This is a genomic window from Paenibacillus sp. B1-35 (genome assembly GCF_050474385.1).
GTDB classification, from domain to species: Bacteria; Bacillota; Bacilli; order Paenibacillales; family Paenibacillaceae; genus Paenibacillus_B; species Paenibacillus_B alvei.
Genome location: NZ_JBCHVJ010000001.1, coordinates 1418581 through 1443740, shown reverse-complemented (window position 1 = coordinate 1443740; position 25160 = coordinate 1418581). Strand labels below are relative to the sequence as shown.

General features: G+C 45.3%; 17 protein-coding genes. 16 read left to right on the top strand and 1 reads right to left on the bottom strand.

Going from position 1 to position 25160, the window contains the following annotated elements; genetic code table 11:
* The first annotated feature begins 68 nt into the window (after positions 1-68).
* The 7 genes from ACQ5BJ_RS06225 to ACQ5BJ_RS06195 all read left to right on the top strand — a co-directional run bounded on the left by ACQ5BJ_RS06225 (position 69) and on the right by ACQ5BJ_RS06195 (position 8451).
* Complete coding sequence (locus tag ACQ5BJ_RS06225) at positions 69-929, top strand: DegV family protein (RefSeq protein WP_163977013.1); 861 nt, start codon at positions 69-71, stop codon at positions 927-929.
* Positions 930-1159: 230 nt separating this feature from the next.
* Positions 1160-1864 carry a response regulator transcription factor gene (locus tag ACQ5BJ_RS06220; protein ID WP_005546614.1) on the top strand — a complete coding sequence of 235 codons (705 nt, stop codon included), beginning with the start codon at positions 1160-1162 and terminating at the stop codon, positions 1862-1864.
* Positions 1861-2946, top strand: coding sequence for a sensor histidine kinase (locus ACQ5BJ_RS06215; protein WP_005546616.1), 1086 nt, complete (start codon positions 1861-1863; stop codon positions 2944-2946). Before ACQ5BJ_RS06220 ends, ACQ5BJ_RS06215 begins: the two co-directional genes overlap by 4 nt.
* A gap of 224 nt (positions 2947-3170) precedes the next feature.
* A complete protein-coding gene (locus ACQ5BJ_RS06210; protein ID WP_040735918.1) occupies positions 3171-3950 on the top strand; it encodes an ABC transporter ATP-binding protein in 780 nt (259 codons plus the stop codon).
* Complete coding sequence (locus ACQ5BJ_RS06205) at positions 3922-5883, top strand: ABC transporter permease (protein ID WP_430109097.1); 1962 nt, start codon at positions 3922-3924, stop codon at positions 5881-5883. Before ACQ5BJ_RS06210 ends, ACQ5BJ_RS06205 begins: the two co-directional genes overlap by 29 nt.
* A 153-nt stretch (positions 5884-6036) precedes the next feature.
* Positions 6037-6777, top strand: coding sequence for a hypothetical protein (locus ACQ5BJ_RS06200; RefSeq protein ID WP_430054558.1), 741 nt, complete (start codon positions 6037-6039; stop codon positions 6775-6777).
* A gap of 264 nt (positions 6778-7041) precedes the next feature.
* A complete protein-coding gene (locus tag ACQ5BJ_RS06195; protein WP_268619961.1) occupies positions 7042-8451 on the top strand; it encodes an alpha-L-fucosidase in 1410 nt (469 codons plus the stop codon).
* Between the two features lie 94 nt (positions 8452-8545).
* Here ACQ5BJ_RS06195 and ACQ5BJ_RS06190 read toward each other — a convergent pair whose 3' ends face one another.
* Entirely contained in the window at positions 8546-9265 is a 720-nt protein-coding gene (locus tag ACQ5BJ_RS06190; protein WP_163977009.1) for a Crp/Fnr family transcriptional regulator, read from the bottom strand.
* Between the two features lie 404 nt (positions 9266-9669).
* On the opposite strand from ACQ5BJ_RS06190, the gene adhE reads away from it, so the two are divergent.
* The 9 genes from adhE to ACQ5BJ_RS06145 all read left to right on the top strand — a co-directional run bounded on the left by adhE (position 9670) and on the right by ACQ5BJ_RS06145 (position 25124).
* Complete coding sequence (adhE, locus tag ACQ5BJ_RS06185; protein WP_005546630.1) at positions 9670-12285, top strand: bifunctional acetaldehyde-CoA/alcohol dehydrogenase; 2616 nt, start codon at positions 9670-9672, stop codon at positions 12283-12285.
* Positions 12286-12710: 425 nt separating this feature from the next.
* Positions 12711-14978: a formate C-acetyltransferase gene (gene pflB, locus ACQ5BJ_RS06180; protein WP_005546632.1), complete on the top strand. Its 2268-nt coding sequence runs from the start codon at positions 12711-12713 to the stop codon at positions 14976-14978.
* 179 nt (positions 14979-15157) lie between these two features.
* Positions 15158-15892, top strand: a complete 735-nt coding sequence (gene pflA / locus ACQ5BJ_RS06175; RefSeq protein ID WP_367668488.1) for a pyruvate formate-lyase-activating protein — start codon at positions 15158-15160, stop codon at positions 15890-15892.
* Positions 15893-16375: 483 nt separating this feature from the next.
* Complete coding sequence (locus ACQ5BJ_RS06170; protein ID WP_430109093.1) at positions 16376-18013, top strand: DUF4855 domain-containing protein; 1638 nt, start codon at positions 16376-16378, stop codon at positions 18011-18013.
* 290 nt (positions 18014-18303) lie between these two features.
* A complete protein-coding gene (locus tag ACQ5BJ_RS06165; RefSeq protein WP_163977006.1) occupies positions 18304-19665 on the top strand; it encodes an ABC transporter substrate-binding protein in 1362 nt (453 codons plus the stop codon).
* Between the two features lie 129 nt (positions 19666-19794).
* Entirely contained in the window at positions 19795-20679 is an 885-nt protein-coding gene (locus ACQ5BJ_RS06160) for a carbohydrate ABC transporter permease (protein ID WP_163977005.1), read from the top strand.
* A 2-nt stretch (positions 20680-20681) separates the two neighbouring features.
* Complete coding sequence (locus ACQ5BJ_RS06155; RefSeq protein ID WP_040735919.1) at positions 20682-21509, top strand: carbohydrate ABC transporter permease; 828 nt, start codon at positions 20682-20684, stop codon at positions 21507-21509.
* Between the two features lie 88 nt (positions 21510-21597).
* Positions 21598-23526 (top strand): cache domain-containing sensor histidine kinase, encoded by a 1929-nt coding sequence (locus tag ACQ5BJ_RS06150; protein ID WP_430109091.1) that lies wholly within the window; start codon positions 21598-21600, stop codon positions 23524-23526.
* Positions 23523-25124 carry a response regulator gene (locus ACQ5BJ_RS06145; RefSeq protein ID WP_005546652.1) on the top strand — a complete coding sequence of 534 codons (1602 nt, stop codon included), beginning with the start codon at positions 23523-23525 and terminating at the stop codon, positions 25122-25124. The genes ACQ5BJ_RS06150 and ACQ5BJ_RS06145 overlap by 4 nt, the downstream gene beginning before the upstream one ends.
* The last annotated feature ends 36 nt before the right edge of the window (positions 25125-25160 follow it).

Genomic DNA, 25160 nt, shown 5'->3' with positions numbered 1-25160 from the left:
GGACAAGCTCGTATAATTAAGCGAATGAGCCATAATAACTAACTTTTAATTTAGGACAGGAGAATGACATGACCATTCACATCATTACGGACGGAAGTTCAGACTTGACTCCAGAGATCGTCAAGCAGTTCGGCATCCACGTAGTACCCCTTTGCGTATGTTTCGGTCAAGAGGTGTTTACCTCTGATATGGACACCACTCAATTTTATGAGCGTATGCGAGAGGAGGAAGAACTACCGAAGACGTCCAGTCCGTCGCCAGCCGATTTCTACCACATGTATCAATCGCTTGGCACTGATAAAGATATATTGGTCCTTTCCTTGACCTCCAGCTTAAGCAGTACCTACAATCATGCAGTAATGGCAAAAACGATGTACGAGGAAGAAGGTCATCCGAATCGGATTGAAGTTATAGATACGAAAACAGCATCTGCTGGGCTTGGGCTGCTTGCCGTTCGCGCTGCTCAGTTGGCTGCTGCTGGTAAGACACTGGATGAGGTTGCTCATACACTGAGCGATCAAGTGAAGCGCACGACCACATACTTCACGCTGGATACCCTCGATAATGTCATACGCGGCGGACGCTTGAGCAAATTCAAGGGCACTGTTGCTTCGATGTTGAACATTAAGCTGCTTATGGAAGCAAGTGAAGAAGGTTCAATCGAAGTGATGGAGAAAATACGAGGCACGCAGAAAACGCTTCGCCGACTTATTGAGAAGGTGGGCGATGCGTGGAGCCATGTTGATAAAGAGTGGATCGCCTTCGCACATTCAAATTGCGAGGAACGAGCTAAAGCATTTATGAAGGAACTCCTCGATAAGTATCACTTCGATCAAGTGCTGTTCGTGAATATGGGGCCTGTCATTGGCACGTATGCGGGGGAAGGCGGCGTACTAATTTCTTATCAAGAAATGCCGCGCACGACTTAAATATTTCCATTTCCTTTAGGAATGAAGGAACACCACGTCAAGCTCCCGTCTATATGAAGGGAGCTTTGTTCATTATGTATACGTTTTTTATATGACATTCGCTTAAACGTTAATTCACTACATAAATGTCAAGCTGCTCCGTTCTTCGTGAAAAAAAAGGTTTATGTTATGATGAAAGAAAGTAGGCAACAACATATATTAGAGCATGTTCGCTGACTGGGGGTAATGGAATGTATACAATTATGATCGTAGAAGATGACGATAAGATAGCTTCGATTTTACAGTCTTCTCTTGAAAAATATAATTACAATGTAACTCGAGCGACAAGATTTAATGAATTAAAGGAAGAAATGCTGGAAATCAATCCAGATTTAATTTTGCTCGATATCCATTTGCCAGCCTTCGATGGTTTTTATTGGTGCCGGCAATTCCGCAGTGAAACGAACGTACCTATCATTTTCGTATCGGCGCGCACTGGAGAAATGGATCAAGTTATGGCGATCGAGAATGGCGGAGATGACTTTATTACGAAGCCGTTTCATCTTGATGTCCTCTTGGCGAAGGTAAAAGGGGTGTTGCGCCGTACATACGGTGAATATGCGGCTAACGGCGGAGGAAATGGTGAGGAGATGACGGTACAGGGGCTAACTCTTCACAGAGCGAAGAACACGCTCGAATGGTCAGGCAAGCGAGTTGATTTGACCAAAAATGAGGCGCTCCTCGTCGCCTGTCTCATGGAACGGATCGGCTATATCGTTTCTCGTGAGACGCTTCTCGAAACCTTATGGGACGATGTTGATTTTGTTGACGATAATACACTAACGGTTAATGTTACTCGTGTCCGCAAGAAGATGGAGGAAATCGGGATAGCAAAAGCGATAGAGACGGTGCGTGGCCAAGGGTATCGGATGTCGGCCACTTGGGTGAATGAATGAAGCCGGGAATGACCTTTCTTCAATATGTACGGGATCGAATTGTTATCATATGCACCTGCTTCGTTGCGATTGCGATTGCATTGCTCGTCGTTTGGCTTGACCTGAGTATTGGACAACGATTTGCTGCAAAGGAAAGCCTGATATACATTTTTGTGCTTGCTGCTTTCATTCTCATGGTTGGTCTTGTATATGATTATACGAACCAGCGGCGCTGGTATAAGGAAATGTACAATGCAGAGACCAATACGAGCGATAGTGATTTCACGCTTTGTCTGCAACATCCAAGCACGTTGGAGCAGAGACGAATGCATGCGTTGTTATCACGTCAATATCGCTCGTTTATGAACGAGCTTCTTACGATGCGGAACGAGCGGGAGAAGCATGTTCATTTCACGAACCAATGGGTGCATCATATGAAGACTCCCGTGTCCGTCATTCATTTGCTTACGCAGCAGCCTGTGTATGAGCTCGATCAGTCTCAGGTAGAGACACTGCTGCGCAGTGTCAGCGAAGAGGCCGATCGTCTTACGAAAGGTTTGGACATGATGTTAAGCACAGCACGGCTGGACAAGTTCGAGCTGGATCTTCATGTTAGTGGCTTGAATCTGAAGCAGGTTATTCGGCAGGTTGTGAATGAAAATAAGAAATCGTTGATAAAGCATAAAATTTTCCCGAAAATTGAATCCGATGATGTGATCGTAGATAGTGATGAGAAATGGCTGAACTTTGTACTGACACAGCTCGTAACGAATTCGATTAAATACATGAGAGACAAAGAGGGCTCCAAATCACTGTCGTTCAAGGTGGAGCGGGAAGGGGAGTCGATACTCCTCCATGTTCAGGATGAAGGAATCGGGATAGCTCCTGAGGATTTGCCGCGTGTATTTGATGCATTCTTCACCGGTCAGAATGGACGCAAGGAAGGAGATGCAACAGGTATGGGGCTCTATTTGGTTAAACAAGTATGCGCGAAGCTCGGTCATTCGATCCACATAACATCGAAGCTTCATGAAGGCACGACGGTAACGATCAAGTTCGGGACAAGAGCGATGCACCATCAGTTGCTTGAACGGTTGCATTGAATTCATGAATAAAAAACAACTAGTTCACAACCTCTTCTCTTAACAGCCCTTTTCCATTAGGAAGAGGGCTGTTGTTATGGATTCGCCAGCACGAATGTGACAACTTTGTAAGGTGAATTCTTGGAATGAAAGCCAATTCGATGTTGGCATGATGAAGAGAAAGGGTATACTGTGTGTATATTTATTTGGGTTTCGGATCGCAAGAAGGAAGGGGCTGGACACATATGCCTGTATTAGAAGCTAAGCAACTATCCAAAGTGTATGGAACAAGAGGGAACATGACCTATACGGCTCTTCAAGATATAAATCTGACCATTGATGAAGGGGAATTTGTCGGCATAATGGGGCCTTCAGGCAGTGGAAAAACTACATTGCTTAATATATTAGCTACGATAGACAAGCAAACTTCTGGAGATGTATTTATTAACGGAACGGATCCTGCGAAGCTTAGCAATCGCAAGCTGGCCTATTTTCGCAGAAGAGAACTCGGTTATGTATTTCAAGATTTCAATTTGCTCGATACACTCAGCATTCGAGAAAATATTATATTGCCGCTTGCGCTTGACGGCATATCTGCTAGAGAGATTGAGCGCAGGCTGTTGGAAACAGCAAGCTGGCTTGGGATCGATCATATATTGGATAAGCGTACTTATGAAGTTTCGGGCGGTCAGAAGCAGCGTACGGCGATAGCGCGGGCAGTCATTCACCAACCTTCGCTGCTGCTTGCAGATGAACTGACAGGCAATCTGGATTCAAAGGCCGCGAAGGATGTTATGACTGCGCTTGAGGATTTGAACGAAAGAACGAATCGAACCATATTGATGGTAACGCATGATGCATTCGCCGCGAGCTACTGTAAGCGAATTTTGTTCATCAAGGACGGCAGATTGTTCTCCGAACTGCGGCGCGGTGCGAATCGACAGATTTTCTTCCAACACATCTTAGACTCGCTAAGCTTGTTAGGAGGGAACTTCGATGACATTCCGACAGCTCGCTATAAGTAATATAAAGGGGAATTGGCATCGATACAGCGCCTATTTTTTAAGCAGTGTATTTGCTGTGATGATTTTCTATATGTATGCGGCATTTATCTATCATCCTGACGTTATCAATGGACATGTACCCGGAGGACACCAGGTTCGAAAAGTGATGATGATATGCGAGTATTTGATCATCATTTTCTCTTTTTTCTTCACCTTGTACTCCAGCTCCGCGTTCTTGAAATCAAGACAGCAGGAATTTGGGCTGCTTACGCTGTTCGGCATGACCAAGCCCCAACTGAGAAGACTCGTTTTTTATGAAAACATGATTATTTCCATATTGGCGATTGCAGTAGGAATGGGCATTGGCACTTTTATGACGAAGCTGTTTTTGATGGCTTTATCGCATATACTGGCCGTTGATGCACCGATTTCCTTTTACATTGTTCCGAAAGCAATCCTATTGACGTCAGCAGGGTATCTGCTTTTGTTTACTTGCATTACGGTGTTTTCGTTGCGGAAGGTAGGGCGCAGCCAAATTGTTGAGCTGATACGGGCGCATAGAGAACCTAAATCACCGCCTAAATTCTCATGGGTGCTCGTGGCCCTGTCTGTCTTTTCTTTAACACTGGGATACAGCTTGGCCTATGTGACGAATGTGCGGTTGTTTGAGGCTACCGCCCTGCCGATATTGGGATTTACGGTGCTCGGGACGTACCTCTTTTATACGCAATTCAGTGTGGGGCTTATCCGTATTTTGCAAAAAAATAAACGCGTGTATTACCGCAGAACCAATTTGCTGAATATTTCACAGGCAGCTTTCAAATTGAAGGACAATGCTCGTGTGCTGTTCAATGTGTCGATTTTGTGCGCTGTGGTATTGACTGCTACCGCGAGCTTTTATGCGTTCGACCAGACGACGAGAAAGCAGCAGCTCTTAGAAATGCCGCAAAGCTATGTTATTACTTGGACCAAGGATAAGCCTCAACCGATAAAACCCGAAGTGATTAAATCTTGGGCGCAAAGTACCGATAACCAGGTAGAGCAAGAAGTTGCCTTCAGGTTTGTGGAAGTGTTTTATTCACAAGCAAACATCAGCGAAAATTCTGCGGCGATGTTGAGTGTGTCGGAATATAACCGCATTATTGCAATGGATGAAGGACAACCGCTTACGTTAGCCCGCGATGAGATGACTCTCGTTACGCGTATGCCTATGGTGGAGTCTGGGGAGAATGATAGGCAGCAATATTATGGCCATCCTGGTTCCATTACGGTAAATGTTCGCGACACCAGCATTCAGGCGTCCGGCCATATTCATAGATTGATGACAAGAAACGTCCTGAATTCAGGTACAGGTGTTTACAATGTACTTGTTGTAAGCGACGAGCTGTTTGAACAACTATTCAAGAAAGCGCCGGCGGAGAAGGCAAGATATGGACATGCATTCAATTGGGCGGATTGGGAATATTCCTTGGCGTTAGACAAGAAGATTAGGGAGCATCTGTCGTTTAACGAGGATGAACAAGACAGCATAAGAATTTCAAGCCGAGTGTATGATTGGAGCAGTTCGATGCAAGTATCTGCGCTTGGCATGTTCATAGGGTTGTTCATTTGTTTATTGTTCTTTATAGCGAGCGGCAGTGTCATCTATTTCAAATTGTTTACTGAACTACAGGATGACCAGGCCTATTTCAGGGGGCTAACACGCATCGGCTTATCCATTGTTGAAATTCGGCGTGTTGTCACGTTTCAAGTTGGTCTTATTTTTTTCGCACCCTGCATTGTTGGAAGCGCCCATACGCTGTTCGCCTTGAAGACCCTTAGCAATCTCGTGTACTCGAATATGATGGGATATGCATTGACGGTAGTGAGCATGTTCGTGGTAATGCAGGCTTTATTCTTCTTGGCTGCACGAAAAACCTATATGAGGAAAATATTAGAGGAAGTAATTGTATAAATAAGGGATCTTTCTCATGTTCATGTCGAACAACGGGTAATCAAACCAATTTTATTACGGGATTGATACGATTTCTTGCTCATCTTATTGCATAATAGACTAATAAACTTGTATGCTTATAGGTAAGAGAAGGCAAGAAAGTGAGTTGACGTAATGAAGAGTCGATGGATACACATCCGTAAATACGCCGAACACTCCGTAGTTCTTGTTGTATTGATGTTGTTGATAGGTATCATTACTGCGTGCTCCAAGACTCCTGTGCAGGAGCAGCATGTGGAAGAGCAATCCAGCCCGGCTTCGAAGGTGACTGTTACTATCGAGGGCGGTTCCTATATACCGAACTTGTCAGAACATATTGGGATTGATTGGAACTCAGGCATGACTGTAACAGATTCATTAAAGCAGACCGGAATCGTGAAGATTTCAGAAGAAGATGGAATGATACAGTCAGTTGGAGACGTTGCCCTTGATGCGAAGATGGGGTGGGGCATCTTGTTGAATGATGAAGAGCTAAGGCAGCCTAAAGCTATGAATAAGATCGTCGGCCCTGACGATACCATTGTCGTTTATGTGAAGCGATTGGATGTCAAGACGAATTCACTTCCTATAGCGGGATTGACGTTGAGCATTGATGGCGGTAAGACAATTCCAGAAATGACGAATACGTATGTGGTCAGCTGGAAAGAGAACATGAACGTGAACGATTTGATTGATGAATTTGCACAAATTTCCTTGTCAGACGACGGCGAGCAAGTGCTTCACATTGGTCAGCGAAAAATGGAAAACACTATTGAATTTTCGCTGAAGGTCAACGGGAAAAAGATGTCGGTAAACGAAGGCCGGAAGCTTGCACTGAAGCCTGATGACCATATTGAGTTTATTATTACCCCATGAACGAGTGACAGCTATAGCTCTCAACGGGAAACGTGGCATGCGTTTCGGACGTTGGGGGCTTTTTTTGATGACAGAGACTAAGCTTAAATAAGGAACCTCATTTATAAAAAATTCCCCTCGTTTATTCGATTTCCCCGTAAATTTCTTATGTCTATGTTTTTTTATTGCTGTCCACAAGATGTTTCTGGTTTACTAGGAATTAGATATTTCTGCTAGCATAATTGGGTTCTTCATCAAAGATCAGACATGGGAGGATAAGTGAAAATGAGTGATACCATTCAACATGATGAACAACAACGCCAAGATGAACAAATTGTTCAGCAAGGGGTGCACAATTTCAGTGCAGAAGAAGAATGGGTGAAGCCTGATCGGCCAATCTTGCTCGAGCAGTTGGAATGGTTCAAGGATCAGAAGCTCGGCTTAATGATGCATTGGGGCACTTATTCCCAGCTCGGTATCGTGGAATCGTGGGCGCTTAGTGATGTCGATGAAGAGTGGTCGCGTGATAGTGTGGATTGGGATTATGATGCTGAGGAGCTGAAGCAGCAATATTTTGATTTGAACAAAACGTTTAATCCACTTCGCTTCGAGCCAGAACGTTGGGCGAACTTAGCTGCGGAAGGTGGCTTCAAATATTTGATTTTTACGACCAAGCATCATGATGGATTTTGCATGTGGGATACGAAAACGACAGATTATAAAATTACGGGTGCCCAAACACCATTCCATACCCATAAGTATGCGGATGTGTGCAAGCATTTATTCAATGCGTTCCGAGACAAAGGCATGGCCATCGCAGCGTATTTCTCCAAGGCTGATTGGCATACGCCAACGTATTGGGCGCCAGGGATGGAGAGAAGCAATCCGACATGGCGGGGCCCGTCTTATAATCCGCAGGATTATCCTGAATTATGGGAGCAATTCGTCCAATTTACTCATGAACAGATAATAGAGCTGTTGACGGACTACGGCCGTATCGATGTGTTGTGGCTGGATGCGGGCTGGGTATGCAAGGAAAGCCGCGTATCACAGGATATTCGTCTGGGAGAAGTGGTAGAGAGGGCGAGAGAGAAGCAGCCATGGCTGCTGTCTGCCGACCGCACGGTTGGCGGGCCGTATGAGAACATTATAACTCCGGAACAAACAATTCCAAATGAGGCAATGAATGTGCCTTGGGAAAGCTGTATTACGATGGGGACATCCTTCTCATTCCGATATGAGGACAAGTATAAGTCAACTCGGCAGCTTGTGCACATTCTCATGGAGGTGGTTGCTAAGGGAGGAAACCTGGCCCTTAATGTGGGGCCGCAGCCTGACGGCCGCATCCCAGAGGGGGCGATTGTACGGATTAAGGAACTCGGTGCATGGATGGAGACCTATGGGGAAGCTGTTTATGGAACCCGTATTTGTGCTCCTTATTTTACTCAGCGCTGTGCCTTTACTCGTAAGGAAGACACAGTATATTGTACGTACTTATATCCGTCTGAGGAATCGGAAGTTACCGATCACATATTTATTCCTTATCTAGAAAAGGTGACGAACATCCAATTGGTCGGTACAGATCAGAACGTAGCATTCCATTCAGACGAAGCAGGTTTGCACGTAAAGCTGCCAACGAGTGAAGTTGGGGGCAATGCCCCGATCGCACATGTATTCCGGATGACAGCCTTTTAAGCGCTATAGAGAGCACATTATTTGCAGTGCTAAATATAGATGCATAACATAATGATTGCCCTCATGTCATATACGTGCATGAGGGCAATTTGATTTAGATGCGGCAAATCTCATTCGGGCACATTTCGCAATGACATACTTCCCGCAAATGTTCCAATTCCCGAATAACAATCATGCCATTCTCATATTCAATGACATCGCGCTTGCGGAGATCGCTCAACATACGATTCACACTTTCGCGTGTCGCGCCGATCATGTTCGATAAATCTGTATGTGTGATTTTTTTGTTGATAAGAATCCCGCCATCCTCTAGCTCCTCGCCATACGTGTTCGATAATCTTATCAGTGTGGAGCACAGCGCGCCAGGCTTGCCGTACATCATCAAGTCCCGGAACTTTGTCTGTGTAAGGCGGTGATGAATACCCATCCACTTCATAAAGTCAATGGAGAAATCGCAGTGCTGGCAGATGAGTATTTCGATATCTTTTTGCTCGATTAGTAATACTTCAGCTTCTTCGATAACTTCAGCGGTGAAGGTATGCTTCGTGCTATGGAATGGGTCAACTTGGCCAACCAAATCTCCAGCTTGATACATGTACAGAATGAGCTCTTTTCCTTCATCTGTGGATTTCGTGATTTTTACACGGCCGCTTTTCAGAAGGAATAGCTTATCAGATAGGTCTCCCTCCCAGAACAAATGAGAACTATCCGGATAGGTACGTTCTTTACCAATACTTATTAATCGTTCTACATTCTGTTCTGAGAAACAAGAGGTATTGCATGGCTCTCCAAATTGTTCGATGATGTTAGTCACCCTGTTCCCCTCCAATTTACATATTTCAAATTTTAGTAATTTTGACCCAAGGAATTCCATGTGACAAGTTTCACTATATGAATACGTATTACTATCATGGATGTTCCGCAAGCAGTTGTCAATTTATTTACGATTAAAATTAGTTACAGTTTGGTTAAATTGAGTGATTAATATCACGCTGGACCAAAGAAAAATAAAATATTGATCAGATTAGTGAGATAATGTGAAAAATATCACATACTAAACCCCGTTCAGGTGGGTACAATGAGAGTGTGAAATGATTCACAAGCAATTGTATCCATTACGAACCTCAGATAAGGACCGTAACAGAACCGTATACAGACCAAATAAAAGACCTTTCCTTAGGTTCATCGGCATGGAATCAATGAATGGAGGCGGAGAGAATGGCGACAAAACAGGAAACGAAACCAGTTGTAGAGAAAAACGATGTCACGAAGCACATTCAACAATTGATTGACCGCGCGAAGAAGGCGCAAGAAGCATTTATGGATATGAACCAAGAGCAAATTGACAAGGTCGTGCAGCAAATGGCACTCGCTGGCTTGGATAAGCACATGCTGCTGGCCAAGATGGCCGTTGAGGAAACGGGACGCGGTGTGTATGAGGATAAAATTACGAAAAATATATTTGCAACTGAATATATCCACAACTATATCAAGTATGACAAAACAGTAGGCGTCATTGAGGATAATCCGTACGGCTCTTACATGAAAATTGCGGAACCAGTTGGAATTGTCATGGGGATTACACCGGTAACGAATCCGACCTCAACGACAATGTTCAAGGCGCTCATTTCGATAAAGACACGCAATCCAATCATTTTCGGCTTTCATCCATCAGCTCAGAAATGCAGCGCGGAAGCAGCTCGCATCCTGCATGATGCAGCTGTGAAATATGGTGCGCCAGAGCACTGTATCCAATGGATCGAGTATCCGTCGATGGAAGCGACTAACGCCTTGATGAATCACCCTGATGTGGCGCTTATCCTAGCGACAGGCGGTGCTGGTATGGTTCGCTCTGCTTACAGCTGCGGCAAGCCTGCTCTTGGCGTTGGCCCGGGCAACGTACCTTGCTTCATCGAGAAGACGGCAGACTTGAATCAAGCCGTAACGGATTTGATTCTTTCCAAGACGTTCGATAATGGTATGATCTGTGCTTCTGAACAGTCAGTCATTATTGAAGAGCCGATTTACGTACAAACGAAGAAAATGATGACAGCCCAAGGCTGCTACTTCTTGAGCAAGGAAGAGACAGGCAAGCTTCAAGCAATGGCGATGAAGACAGACACTTGTGCAGTGAATCCGAACATCGTAGGTCAGTCCGCGAAGAAGATTGCAGAGATGGCTGGTATTCAAGTGCCGGATACGACGAAGATTCTAGTAGCTGAGCTGGATGGCGTAGGGCCGAAGTTCCCATTGTCTGCTGAAAAGCTAAGCCCGGTGCTTGCCTGCTACAAGGTGAAAACCGCACAAGATGGAATTGATCGCGCTGCTGAAATCGTAGCGTTTGGCGGAATGGGCCATTCCTCGGTTATCCATTCGCATGATGACGAGGTAATCGGCAAATTCGCAGATCGTCTGCAAACAGGTCGTATTCTTGTAAACTCTCCTTCGACCCATGGAGCAATCGGCGACCTATACAACACGAATATTCCTTCGTTGACGCTAGGCTGCGGATCTTATGGCCGCAACTCGACTTCTTCGAACGTAACGGCTGTCAATCTGCTGAATATTAAACGGGTGGCGAAGCGAACAGTGAATATGCAATGGTTCAAGGTGCCGAACAAGATATACTTTGAAAAAGGCGCAACGCAGTACTTGGCGAAGATGCCGGATATTAGCCGTGTCATGATTGTTACTGACCCGATGATGGTGAAGCTTGGCTACGTAGAAAAATTGGAATACTACTTGCGTCAACGCCGCAACCCAGTCGTTATTGAAGTGTTCTCTGATGTAGAGCCAGATCCATCGACAAAGACAGTGGAACGCGGTACAGAAATGATGCTCAGCTTCGAGCCTGACTGCATTATCGCACTTGGCGGCGGCTCTCCGATGGATGCGGCGAAGGGCATGTGGCTGTTCTACGAACATCCAGATGCTGAATTCGACAACCTGAAGCAGAAGTTCCTTGATATCCGTAAGCGTACTTTCAAGTATCCGCGTCTCGGGCAGAAGGCGAAGTTCGTCGCAATTCCAACGACTTCGGGTACAGGTTCGGAAGTAACTTCGTTCGCGGTTATTACGGATAAGGAGAAAGGAAACACGAAATATCCACTAGCCGATTATGAACTGACGCCAGACGTAGCGATTATCGACCCAGAGTTCGTATATAGCCTGCCGAAGACGGCAGTTGCAGATACGGGTATGGACGTACTGACGCACGCAATCGAAGCTTATGTATCGGTGATGGCAAGCGATTATACTGATGGGTTAGCAATTAAGGCCATTCAATTGGTGTTCGAGAACTTGGTGAAATCTCATCATGAAGCTTGTCCGAAGGCTCGCGAGAAAATGCATAACGCATCCACACTTGCTGGTATGGCGTTCGCGAATGCATTCCTAGGCATCAATCACAGCTTGGCTCATAAGTGGGGTGCGCAATATCATACTGCGCATGGTCGTACGAATGCGATTCTCATGCCGCATGTTATTCGCTACAATGCGAAGAAGCCAACGAAGTATGCATCGTTCCCGAAATACGATCACTTTGTGGCAGATGAGCGCTACGCGGAAATTGCCCGCATCCTCGGTCTACCATGCCGGACAACCGAAGAGGGCGTGAACAGCTTGATTAACGCCATTCGTGGATTGAATCGCGAATTGGGAATTCCAGAGTCGTTCCAAGAACTTGGCTTCGATGCGAAGGACTTCGAATCCCGTGTTGATTATTTGGCAGACCGTGCTTTTGAAGACCAGTGTACAACAGCAAATCCGAAGCTTCCGCTCGTAACAGAGCTGGCGGATGTATATCGGAACGCATTCTACGGACGTTTTGAATAATCAAGAAGCAGGCAGCGGGGAGATTTTCTCCGCTGCTTTTGCTTTGTAAGCAGCAATGAGATGGGGAGTAGGAATACGATTCCAACATTTTGAATCATAATTTGTGAAAAAAATCATTTGCCCAGCATATATTGTGATAAATATCACATAATTAAAAGTGTGAAAAGAGGTACAATGAAGACGTAGCAAGGAGAGGATGAAATAGAATCAGAATTCGCCTTATAAAACTTGCTGCACAGCCTCACTCGGCATTACGAAAAGGCAGCTATCGAACGAATGCGAAAGATGAGATAACCGCCTTGCAGCCTTTTTCGTGAAAATGATCACAAGCAATGTGAAGTGGAAAACGAAAACATTTGCTGGGTGTGCGCTTTCAATTCGATTACAACACATACAGAAAAACAAACATGTATGGAGGGATTATGATGTCGGTGATGGAAAAGAACATGACAGGAACAAATGAAATGAATCCTTGGCGTGGATTCAAAGCAGGCAAATGGCAAACTCACGTTGATGTGCCAAACTTCTTGGATGGACACATCAAGCCTTACTTAGGCGATGAAGCATTCTTGGCAGGTCCTACGCAAAATACGAAGGATCTGTGGGATATCGTGAGCCAGCTCTCCAAAGAAGAACGTGAACGCGGCGGTGTATGGGATGTTGATGTGAATACACCTTCAACGATTGTATCGCACAAGCCGGGATATTTAGATAAAGAAAAAGAAAAAGTAGTAGGTGTACAAACGGATGCTCCGTTCCGCCGCTCGATTCAACCTTTTGGCGGCATTAAGATGATGATCGATGCTTGTAAAGCATACGGCTTCGAAATGCCGGAAGACGTTATCAAAATTTTCACAGACATTCGCAAAACACATAACCAAGGTGTTTTCGATGCTTATACTTCCGACATGCGCATGGCGCGCAAAGCGGGTATTATTACAGGCTTGCCAGACGCTTACGGCCGCGGCCGCATTATCGGCGACTACCGCCGCGTAGCGCTGTACGGTGTAGATTTCTTGATCCAGCAAAAGAAAAACGACCTCAAAAATCTTGAGCTGGATGCAATGGATGAACATACTATCCGCGATCGTGAAGAAATTTCGGAACAAATTCGCGCACTTGCTGAATTGAAGGAAATGGCCGCAATGCACGGCATGGATATTTCCAAGCCAGCCGTAAATGCACAAGAGGCATTCCAATGGGTATACTTCGGTTACCTGGCAGCCATCAAAGAACAGAACGGTGCTGCAATGTCCCTCGGTCGTGTATCCTCGTTCCTCGATGTGTATGTGGAACGCGACATTCAAGAAGGTACATTGACAGAGCAAGAAGCTCAAGAATTGGTTGACCATTTCATTATGAAACTGCGTATCGTTAAATTCTTGCGCACACCTGCTTACAACGACCTGTTCAGTGGTGACCCAACTTGGGTAACAGAATCGATCGGCGGTATGGCTTCGGACGGTACAACTCGCGTAACGAAGAACAGCTTCCGCTTCCTGCATTCCTTGTACAACTTGGGACCTGCTCCAGAGCCTAACTTGACTGTTCTCTGGTCGACGAAGCTTCCTGAAGCGTTCAAGAAATATTGTGCGAAAGTATCGATTGAAACAAGCTCCATTCAATATGAAAATGACGACCTGATGCGTCCAATCTATGGCGACGACTACGGTATCGCATGTTGTGTGTCCGCAATGCGCATCGGTAAGCAAATGCAGTTCTTCGGCGCTCGCGCCAACTTGGCGAAATGCTTGCTGTACGCAATCAATGGCGGTAAAGATGAGAAGCTTGGCTTGCAAGTTGGACCAGAGCTTCCTCCAATCACTAGCGACGTATTGGACTACGACGAGGTTGTGAAACGCTTCAAGCAGATGATGGAATGGCTCGCGAAGCTGTATATGAACACATTGAATGTGATTCACTTCATGCATGATAAATATTGCTATGAGCGCATTGAGATGGCGCTGCACGATAAAGAAATCTTGCGCACAATGGCTTGCGGTATTGCCGGCTTGTCGGTAGCAGCCGATTCCTTGAGTGCAATCAAATATGCCAAAGTAACACCGATTCGCAACGAAGAAGGCATCGCTGTTGACTTCAAAATTGAAGGCGAATATCCTTGTTACGGCAACAACGATGATCGCGTAGACAGCATCGCTGTTGAACTGGTTGAATCGTTCATGAACATGATTCGCAAGCATAAAGCTTATCGCAATGCAATGCCGACTCAATCGATTCTGACGATTACATCGAACGTTGTATATGGTAAGAAGACAGGTACAACTCCTGACGGACGCAAAGCTGGCGAACCGTTCGCTCCAGGCGCGAACCCAATGCACGGCCGTGATAAGAAGGGCGCGCTCGCATCGCTTAGCTCGGTAGCGAAGCTTCCATATGAGCACAGCTTGGATGGAATCTCGAATACATTCTCCATCGTACCTAAGGCACTTGGCAAAGAGCTTGATGCTCGCAAATCCAACCTCGTATCGATGATGGATGGATACTTCGGCAGCAACGCGCACCATTTGAACGTCAACGTGTTCGACCGTGAACAGCTGATGGACGCAATGGAGCATCCAGAGAACTACCCACAATTGACGATTCGCGTATCTGGATATGCGGTTAACTTCATTAAGCTGACTCGTGAGCAGCAATTGGATGTTATCAACCGTACATTCCATGGTTCAATGTAAGAACATAATTACGGTTGAACTAGAGGCAAAATGAGCAACGTAATGGATATACTCGATATTTGATAAGTAAAGGGACGCAACTGCACCAAATGCCATGTATCTTTCGGTCGATGGCGGGGAGGGAGCGTCCCTCTTGTCATTCAATCAGGTTGTATGGGCTGGAGAGGAAAGTGATAGAGATGATCGGACGTATTCACTCGTTAGAAACATTCGGTACCGTTGATGGACCTGGCATACGCTTTATTTTATTCATGCAGGGGTGCGCACTCAAATGCCAATATTGCCATAACCGCGACACCTGGAGCTTGAGTGACGGCAAAGAGATGACGCTGGAAGAGGTACTCGCTGAAATTGAACCATACTTGCCTTACTACCGCAGCTCAGGCGGGGGACTTACTGTATCGGGTGGAGAGCCAACATTGCAGGCGGCATTCGTTAGAGAATTGTTCCGTGAAGTGAAGCAGCGCTGGGATCTGCACACAACACTTGATTCTAACGGATTCAACGACGTGACGAAGCTCGAAGAATTGATGAACGTTACAGATCTTGTACTGCTGGACATTAAGCATATTAACAATGACAAGCATATTGCACTTACAGGTGTACCGAATGCACGCACATTGGATACAGCGCGTTGGTTATCGGAGCATGGCAAGAAAATGTGGATTCGACACGTGTTCGTACCGACGATTAACGATGATGAAGAGGATTTGCTTGAACTGGGCCGTTTTATTGGTACACTGCAAGGTGTTGAGAAATTTGAAATCCTGCCATACCATCAAATGGGCGTATACAAGTGGGAACAGCTAGGCGAAAAGTATCCGCTTGAAGGGGTTCCTTCCCCGACAGCAGAAGAGGTGGAGCGTGCTTATGCGCTTATTGAGAAAGGACGCCAGCAAACCAGCGTATCGTGAAACCCAACTATGTTCATATAGGAAAAGAGATGACTTGCCATATAGGGAAGAGGTCATCTCTTTTTTTGTTGAAATCGTGAAAGAATGTTCATTTTAGAACGCCAATTCAAAAATATCGTGTAACGTGAATTGTGTATAAATTGATCGGAAAGAACTATTTTTAAACTGGAAGAAAAAAACTATAATACGCAGTAAGAATGAGAAAAGGATTTTCACAACCCAAAATGGAAGCGCTGTCATCCAAGGTCTTTTTTTTACCAAGCATATATGCTGTGGAAATGCATTTTCTTGTCCTCATAACTGGAAGATGAAGAGATGCTATTAGCTACTGGTTCAACCTAGAAAAGGTATCAGGCATCATGGGGGATCAGCTTTTCTTGGATGAATTTATGAATAGAGGAGGTAGGATCGCAGCTTAGTTATTCGATGATTCAGCGCCGCCGTATTCTTCGAAAATGATCTTATTTAGGAGGGATATTGATTATGATGAAAAAGATGGCAGCACTTGTCTTCAGCATGATGCTGATATTGTCAATCATACCGAACATGCCGAACGCACAAGCGGCACCTCAGTTCCGCAACCTTGCTACGAACTCTACTTACACATGGTCGGAAGCGCCGGAATCGAATTATCCGGATCCAGGCAACAAGCTGATTGATGGAAAAAAAGGAACCGCTAATGTTACGGATCCGGCATGGGTTGGTCATATTAAGAAAAAGGCGCGCGAAGTTACTTTTGATTTTGGACAGCGCAAGTCAATTGCCAGTGTGAAAGCGCATTTCCTTCAAGATTGGCCGGGTTCTGCGATTTTGTTCCCGTTAAGCGTATCTATATATGTGTCAGATGATAGTATGAATTGGGGAATTGTCGGGCACAAAGCAACGGAACGAGGCTGGACGAATGGCCCACCAATTGATCAAACCTATGTATGGGATGGCAGCAAAGATGGGGTTGCAGGCGGAGGACAAGGTGCTACGATGGCCTATGCACGCTACGTGAAAGTTGTGTTCCCTATGCATCCGAAAGCATGGACATTTATTGATGAGATTGAAATTATGGGAACTGACGGCAAGGCTGACGGAGCAGTTGTCGTGAATATGAAGCCGTTCGAATTCCAGTACCCAGGCGTCGACACTGCTGGAATCCGTAATTTATCGCTTGTCTACAATGGATATTACGCTGACGTTCCGGAGTGGACAAAAGACAGCCTGATTCCGGAAATTGGTTATGTGAATCAAGCCGGACAAGTTCAGGACTGGTTCTTTGATGGGGTGTTAATGCTGGGTCTCCAATCTCCGGCGGGCCGTGATTTCGGAAAGGATTCACTCCTTACGGATTGGCAATGGTATCTGGATAAAACATTTGGCGTGCAAGGTGACTTGAAGCAGTTGAATGAGGCGACGAAGGAAGTAGGAATTCAGCTCGGACAGCCGAATCATAAAACGAAGGTTGTTATGATGCTGCCAAATCCGGGAGAATCAACGACGAACTTCGGTGACATTGACGGCGACGGCATTACCGAGAACTTCAGTGAAGCCAGCGTGGGCATAGAAAAAGCCTTGGCGACACGCCAGAAGGCAGTCAGATGGTGGCTGCAAGAGGTTCAAAACCGCTGGAATGCGAACAACTACTCCAACCTTGAACTGGTTGGTATGTACTGGCTGGATGAAGATATTAGCTGGTCCAAGTCAGCCCCAGACTTCCTGCGGATGATGAACTCTGATGTTCATGCAAGAGGGCTGAAATCGTTCTGGATCCCACATTCCGTGACATATAAGAGTTTTATTTGGAAAGACGCTGGCTTTGATGCAGCGACCTACCAGCCAAATTATTATTTTGAAGATTTATCAATTGATCGTCTTATTGATGGCGTGACTACTGCGAAACGATACGGAATGGGCGTTGAAGTGGAGTTCGACAACCGTATGCTAACGGATAATGTGTTCCGCAACCGATTCAATGACTATATGAACGCAGGTTACCAATATGGATTCGCGGGGAAAGGCTTTACTGCGTATTATAAAGGAAGCGGGCCGGTTCTGCGCGATGCAGCGAACAGCACAAATGCTAGTATTCGAGAACTGTATGATAAGTTGTACAACTTTACAAGAGGGAACTAATTCGCTCATATTCGATTACTGAAATGATGTATTGTATCAGATTGTAAGTTTAGCAGCATTCGAAAGTATATAATAGAGCCTAGTATGCCATGCATTTCACAGATCAGCGGTCAAATCCTCGGATTGGGGTTTTTGACCGCTGTTTTATTTTCTGCAAGGATTGTTAGAGGATTTTATCCCTCAATAGTGAAAATGTCGTCCTTACAGAATGGACATGGTCGATTTATAATGAAGGCGTAGCAAACAACAAGAAGATACTGGCAGACAAAAACATACGGGAGGGTCCTTACATGAAAAAAGGATTGGTAATGATTCTGACGCTTCTGTTCATCGCAACGACAGCGCTTACAGGATGCGGATCGAAGACAGAGAATGGTTCTGAAAAGCCAGCAAACCAAACTGGTGAAGAAAAAAAGGTTGAACCGTTCGAGCTTACGCTTCGTCACACGCAGCTCGGTGATGCAAAGAAAAATCGCTTTGCTATCCTGCAAGATGTTGTAAAGAAGACAGAATCCGAAGTACCAGGTCTGACAATTAAGCTCGATGGTGTGGACTCCGAGGTGAACCGCAAAGAAAAGCTTCGTGCAGAGATGGGCAGCGGATCTCCACCAGATATCTTTGATGCTTTCGGTAACCCAGACGTTAAATTGTACGCAGAGAATGGACTTATTCTCGACGTAGCACCGATTCTCAACGAACTTGGATTGAAGGATAAGTTTCAATCCCTTGCACAATGGACAGTAGACGATAAGATCTACGGTTTGCCAATCGGCGCTTCCATTGAAGGATATTTCTACAACAAAGACTATTTCGCTGAAAAAGGCATTCAAATTCCAAAAACATTGGCTGAGCTTGAAGCAATCGCTGAAAAAGTAAAGGCTGACGGCAAAATTCCATTCGCAATTGGTTCCAAGGATGCTTGGGTACCATTGATGACAACGAACACACTGTGGTCCTACTTCGGCGGTGCGGATATTACATCTGGATTTGCTAAAGGCGACACGAAGTGGAACGATCCAAAAATGGTAGAAGCATTCGCGAAGCACCAAGAGTGGATCAAGAAAGGCTATTTCAAAAAAGGCGAGCTTGGTCTTGACTATGCAACACAACGCACACAGTTGGTTAATGGCGAAGCAGTTATGATGTTCGACGGATCTTGGGCATCCTCCGTATTCGCTGATGCTACACAATCCGGTAAATTGCATAACAAAGCTGGCTTCTTCATGATGCCTCCTGCTAAAGAAGGCGATGGCTACAGCGTAATGTTCGACTCGAACAACGGGTATGCGTTCTCTTCCAAGGTTGCTGAAGATCCACGCAAGATGGAAGCAGTTAAAGCATTCATTAAGAACCTGTACAACGAAGACATGCAAGTACGCGGCTTGAAAGAAGATGGCGTTATCCCTGCAATGAAGGTTGACCAAGCGAAGCTGGATGAGGCTTCCCAAGGCAACGATTTGCTGCAAGCGATTATGGCGCAAATGAAAGACGTGAAATACACATGGCCGGCATTTGACGCACTTGTTCAAGCGGATGTGAACACAGCACTGGGCCAACAGCTTCAAAAAATGATCAGCGGCGAGGCAGAACCGCAAGCGGTTCTGGATGCCGTACAAAAGGTTCAAGAAGAAGCGAACGCAGCATCAAAATAAGATAAACAAAATACAAGCTTGACCACTAGGAGCACCACCTGTCCTAATATGGGGGGTGGTGCTCATTTATCATCCTGAGCGGCAGGTAACCAGTATGATTACGATGTGGGACGGACGGAGGGAAATCATATGAACAAAGCATTAAAGAACCCCTTAACATATGTGTTATTTTTGCTTCCTACGCTCGTTTTGTTCATCGCATTCTTTATATACCCGGTAATCAATGCGATTTACTATAGCTTTACGAGTTGGAACGGAATATCGAAGGACGTTACATTTATTGGCTTTGACAACTATCTCAATGTGATGAGTAAGCCAGAATTTTGGGATTCGGTGAAGAACAACGGTTACTTTATTTTGTTCTCTTTGTTTATTCAGGTTCCGTTAATCATTTTCTTCTCACTGCTCATCTCCAATGTCAAGCGTTTGAAAGGATTGTACAAGACAGCTGTATTTATGCCGTCTGTAATGTCCACGGCCGTCATCGGTATTTTGTGGGGCTTCATTTACGATCCGGACACAGGACTTCTTAATAAGCTGTTAGGTCTGTTCGGCATTGATCCGCTTATGTGGCTGGCAGATAAGAAAACGGCAATGATTTCGATCTTGATTACGAACGCTTGGCAGTGGACCGGTTTCTACATTGTTATGGTGTTGGCTGCAATCTTAGCAATTCCGAAAGACCTTGACGAGGCAGCGATGATTGATGGCGCAACTGGCGTTCAACGTGCGATGCGCATCACGATTCCGCTCATTATGCCAATCATATCCGTAGTCGTCATGCTGTCGATTGCAGGCGCGATGAAGGCTGCAGATATCGTCATCGTTATGACGAAGGGCGGCCCGGCAGGGGCAACCGACGTTATGGCAACTTATATGATCAAGCACTCGATTACAAGCTTTAAATATGGTTACGGGAACAGCATCGCAGTCCTTATCTTCGTGTTCACGCTCATCGTTACTGTGCTTTATCAAGTACTCATTGCGCGTAGAACGGAAAGGATTGAATACTAATGATGAAACAGCTGAAAAAGGGCGTCCCTCATATTTTCCTTCTGCTTTATTTGGCAGTTATTCTTTTTCCATTCTTGTTCGTCCTGTTCTCGTCTGTAAAAACAGACAACGGAGCCATTGCAGCAAATCCATTCGGCTTGCCGACTGAATTCGCTTGGGACAACTATGTAAAAGCTTGGGTTAATGCAAAAATCAGCACTTATTTCGTTAATAGTTTGTATATTTCACTTGCAGCATCCGTATCTACGATTCTCATCGCATCTCTTGCATCCTTTGCGATTACACGTATGCGTTATAAGAAGATGAGTGCAGCAGTGTTCCAGTTCATTCTGCTTGGCTTGCTCATTCCAGGCAACGCATTGCTGCTTCCGATTTACGGCATTCTGAAAAATTTGAACATGCTCGACAAGCACTGGGCACTATATGTTCCGTACACAGCAGGGGCAATACCATTTACAATTATTATCTTGGCGGCATTTATGCGTAGCCTCCCGTCTGAGATCGAAGAAGCAGCCGTAATTGACGGCTTGAACGCACCGGGCATTTTCTTCAGAGTCATCTTGCCGTTGACGGTACCAGCGCTCGTGACGGTATTTATCGTCAACTTCCTTGGCAACTGGAATGAATTTTTGCTCGCAAACTTCTTTATCTCAACAGACAACTTGCGCACGCTACCGGTCGGTATGGTAGGCTTCCGAGATACGTACAACACGAACTATGCGCAAATGGCAGCCGGTATTGTATACAGTGTCGTACCCGTTATGGTCATCTACGCAATCCTGCAAGAAAAAATCATTGAAGGTCTTACAGCAGGCGGGGTTAAAGGCTAATCTTCTAATTCTTTCTATGAAATGTAAGCTCTTACGTGTTACTATATTCATAGTAGATTAGAGATAGGGTAAAGGGGTAATGTGCACAATGAATTTACGATTTAAGATGTTCAGTGGATTTATTTTGCTTATCATTATCCCTTTGCTATTGCTTGGCACCATTACGTTTGTCATTACCTTTAATTTGCTAGAAAAGAAATATAGTGAGCAAGCACAATTCTCGATGCGGGCCATGAGCCACAGCATTGGCTATATATTTGATGAAATCAATAAAGTGTCCGACACTGGCATAGCGAACAATGTGTTCCAGAAGGCGTTGGCCTCATCCAACCCTTATGAACACGATATGGTCAGCTCAAGCGTCGTAAGATATGACGATAATGGCAAGCTGTATATTGTTGATGAGCAGGGCAGGCCAATTAGCAAGCAGTTGGATGACACGTTAAAAGGCACAGACTACATCCGCATGAACGAACGTCAGCAAAATTTCCGGAAGCTGCTGTTCAATCATCCTGCGATTAGCTATGCCTTTTTGTACAATTTTAGCGCTTACGCGCGGGGAGAAGGCATTATCCCGATTTTCTCCAAAGAAAATTTCAAGGAAATGCCGTTTGATGATTTCAAAAATCATCCTTTATTTAAGAGAGTAATGGAGCTTAATGGTGTTCCGTTGTGGGTGGGGCCGAATGAATATCCGGAACTTACTGGCTCAGAGCAGGTCTTTACGCAAATTCGGGTTGTGAAGGATTTATCAACATTGAAGCCGCTTGGCATTTCGATTATCCAGATTAAAAACTGGGATCTAGACACCTTTTTCAATAAATTTTACACGGCTGATCAGATGGAAAATACGAAATTTTTTATCGTTAGTCAGGATGGTCGCATTCTATATGACAACTCGAAGCAGCTAACAGGCCAAATGATCGCCGATTATGCTTCTAAGCCAGTGAAGTTCGAGAATACCTATGTAAGCTACAAGGATAAATTCGGGGAACGTGAAAGTGTAATTACGTACCATCCGATGAGCGATTATGGCTGGTATTTAATATCTGTACGCGATTGGAGCTCTCTCTCGAAAGAGATGGTCGTATTTCTGAAATGGGTCTCGACAATTTTACTCATTTGTATTTTAGGTGCTCTATTGTTCAACCTGCTATTTACGAATCGCATCACACGCAATATTACACGAATTGTTCGCTTTATGCGGAGAGTGGAGGATGGGGATTTGAACGCTCGCGTCGTTGAGGAGGGGCGGGATGAGCTGCGAATGCTCTCTCATGGATTCAATAGTCTTATTGAACGAGTATCCGGTCTTATTGACCAAGTGAAAAATGAGCAGCAGCAAAAAAATAAAGCGGAAATGCGTGTGCTGGAAGCGCAGATTAAGCCGCACTTTTTATTTAATACCCTTGAATCAATAAATGTGCTGGCTATCCAGAACGAAGGCCGAAAGGTAAGCCAAATGGTATATCGTCTAGGCAATATTCTTCGGATCAGCATTCAGGATAAAGAGGAAATCACGATACGGGAAGAGCTTGAATATTTGAAGAGCTATTTGGAGATTCAAAAGTTCAGGTTCGAGGAGCTGTTCAACTTCGAAATCGATGTTCCCGAGAACATTATGCATTGCAAAGTGATGAAGCTTACCTTGCAGCCGCTCGTGGAAAACTCGATACAGCATGGATTCGATGGCATCGAGCATACAGGCTGGATTCGCATTACTGCTTACGAGGATCAGGAGCGGATTCTGATCCGGGTAGAGGATAATGGTCTCGGCATGTCGAATGAACAATTAAGGAAGTTCCAGTATATGCTGTCCGACGAGCAGAAATCAGTTCTGCCGCAGGAAGTCGAGTCGTACAATACGGAACGTAGAGGACTTGGGGTTCGCAGTGTAGCGGATCGATTGCGCATTCGATATGGCCCAGGCTATGGATTGTTCATCTGTTCAGCCTCGCAAATGGGAACGATGATTCAGTGTGTGATACCGAAATACGAACAGGGTGATACGTTATGAGTGTAAAAGCGCTGCTCATTGATGATGAAGTTCCGATATTAAACAACTTGAAGCTGGTTATTCCGTGGGATGAAATGAATGTTGAACTGGTGGGTACAGCACGCAATGGGGTGGAAGGACTGGAAATGGTTCAGTTGCACGAGCCTGACATCATTTTATGCGATATTCGTATGCCTGTTATGGACGGTATGGACTTTCTGCGAGGAATTCGAAAAATGGGTTGTGAAGCCGAGGTAATGATGCTGACCGGCTATCAGGAATTCGAGTATGCGCGCATTGCAATGCAGCACGGTGTTCGGGATTACGTATTAAAGCCGATTAACTACGATGAGCTTGAGCTAACTGTAAAGAAGCTTGCCGATCTGGTGCGCGCAAGACAACTGGAGAAGAAGCTAACAGAACGGCGTTGGGGCCGTATGATCAGTCTTGCGTACGAAAAGATGATGTTCGATGTTCTTATGGGATTTTCCAATGGAGCACTCGCGGCCTTCATGGTCGATGAGGAGCAGCCGATTGAGAAGCTGGCTTACTCTTTGCTGCTTGTTGACTTGGATGGCTATGCACAGCGCAGTGCCTCATGGAGTGACAACGAGCGCAAGCTGTGGAACTTTGCAGTTCGTAATGTGCTTCAGGATGCGATTGTTGATGATTGGAATAAGTATGCGGTATTGCAAATGCGTGAAGGGGAGTGGTGCGTGCTTCTCCAATGCTATCGTGACCAGTATGAAGTGACATCGGTAGATATGGAGCGTTGGGCTCAGGAAATTCAGCAGGCTGTCCACAGCCATGTGAAGTTGACCGTAAGCCTTGCTTGGGATAACGGGCCAATACCGCTGATGAGCTTGGCACATACGTATAAGCGCTTGCAGCGCACTCTTATTTTGCATACCGCTGATGAGCAGCTCGTATCTGTTGATGAAGGCTCAGTAGCAAGGCAGGCGGCCTCCGTGTCGCAGTGGCAATTGGTTGAGGATATTGTTGCGGGTATGAAGCAGAATGACCGATCCAAGGTAGACGACGGAATGCATGCGCTTCAGTCCAGCCTCATGTATATGTCCGAACAGTCTATCGTTCGAGCGGAGACGTTCCTGCACTATGTGATTATCCATTTGATTCGTGAGATGAGGGAATGGGAACTGGTCTCACCACAGGAAGAAGAAGCGATGTGGAACAAGCTTGAGCATATGATGAGTGTCAAGGACTTAATGTGTGCAATCATGGAGCTTGTTGATCATACGAAGGAACACGCGATGAACAAAAAGTCGAGCGAGTTGCTTATGATATCAGCCAAGGACTACATTCACCGCAATTTGGGATCGGATATCGGCGTTGAGGAGATGGCTGATTATTTGGGAATCAGCTGCAGTTATTTCAGTTTGTTGTTTAAAAATCATTTCGAAGAAACGTTTGTTGAATATGTGACGCGTCAGCGGATGGAGCTGGCGATGTCCCTGCTACGCACGACAGACAAGAGCATTACGCAAATTGGTGCGCTTGTTGGATATTCAGAACGGAGGTACTTCTCCAAGGTATTCCAGAAGTATACAGGGAAAAAGCCTACTGAGTATCGTGAAGAAGCCGTTCAGACGGGAAAATGATAACGCTTAAATGAATCACATCAGAGTTTCACTATA

Coding starts and splice junctions, on each gene's coding strand:
- adhE (WP_005546630.1), top strand. CDS start 9,670: ATGGCGACAAAACAGGAAACGAAACCAGTTGTAGAGAAAAACGATGTC.
- ACQ5BJ_RS06150 (WP_430109091.1), top strand. CDS start 21,598: ATGAATTTACGATTTAAGATGTTCAGTGGATTTATTTTGCTTATCATT.
- ACQ5BJ_RS06170 (WP_430109093.1), top strand. CDS start 16,376: ATGATGAAAAAGATGGCAGCACTTGTCTTCAGCATGATGCTGATATTG.
- ACQ5BJ_RS06225 (WP_163977013.1), top strand. CDS start 69: ATGACCATTCACATCATTACGGACGGAAGTTCAGACTTGACTCCAGAG.
- pflB (WP_005546632.1), top strand. CDS start 12,711: ATGTCGGTGATGGAAAAGAACATGACAGGAACAAATGAAATGAATCCT.
- ACQ5BJ_RS06215 (WP_005546616.1), top strand. CDS start 1,861: ATGAAGCCGGGAATGACCTTTCTTCAATATGTACGGGATCGAATTGTT.
- ACQ5BJ_RS06160 (WP_163977005.1), top strand. CDS start 19,795: ATGAACAAAGCATTAAAGAACCCCTTAACATATGTGTTATTTTTGCTT.
- ACQ5BJ_RS06220 (WP_005546614.1), top strand. CDS start 1,160: ATGTATACAATTATGATCGTAGAAGATGACGATAAGATAGCTTCGATT.
- ACQ5BJ_RS06195 (WP_268619961.1), top strand. CDS start 7,042: ATGAGTGATACCATTCAACATGATGAACAACAACGCCAAGATGAACAA.
- ACQ5BJ_RS06165 (WP_163977006.1), top strand. CDS start 18,304: ATGAAAAAAGGATTGGTAATGATTCTGACGCTTCTGTTCATCGCAACG.
- ACQ5BJ_RS06145 (WP_005546652.1), top strand. CDS start 23,523: ATGAGTGTAAAAGCGCTGCTCATTGATGATGAAGTTCCGATATTAAAC.
- ACQ5BJ_RS06155 (WP_040735919.1), top strand. CDS start 20,682: ATGAAACAGCTGAAAAAGGGCGTCCCTCATATTTTCCTTCTGCTTTAT.
- ACQ5BJ_RS06210 (WP_040735918.1), top strand. CDS start 3,171: ATGCCTGTATTAGAAGCTAAGCAACTATCCAAAGTGTATGGAACAAGA.
- ACQ5BJ_RS06200 (WP_430054558.1), top strand. CDS start 6,037: ATGAAGAGTCGATGGATACACATCCGTAAATACGCCGAACACTCCGTA.
- ACQ5BJ_RS06205 (WP_430109097.1), top strand. CDS start 3,922: ATGACATTCCGACAGCTCGCTATAAGTAATATAAAGGGGAATTGGCAT.
- pflA (WP_367668488.1), top strand. CDS start 15,158: ATGATCGGACGTATTCACTCGTTAGAAACATTCGGTACCGTTGATGGA.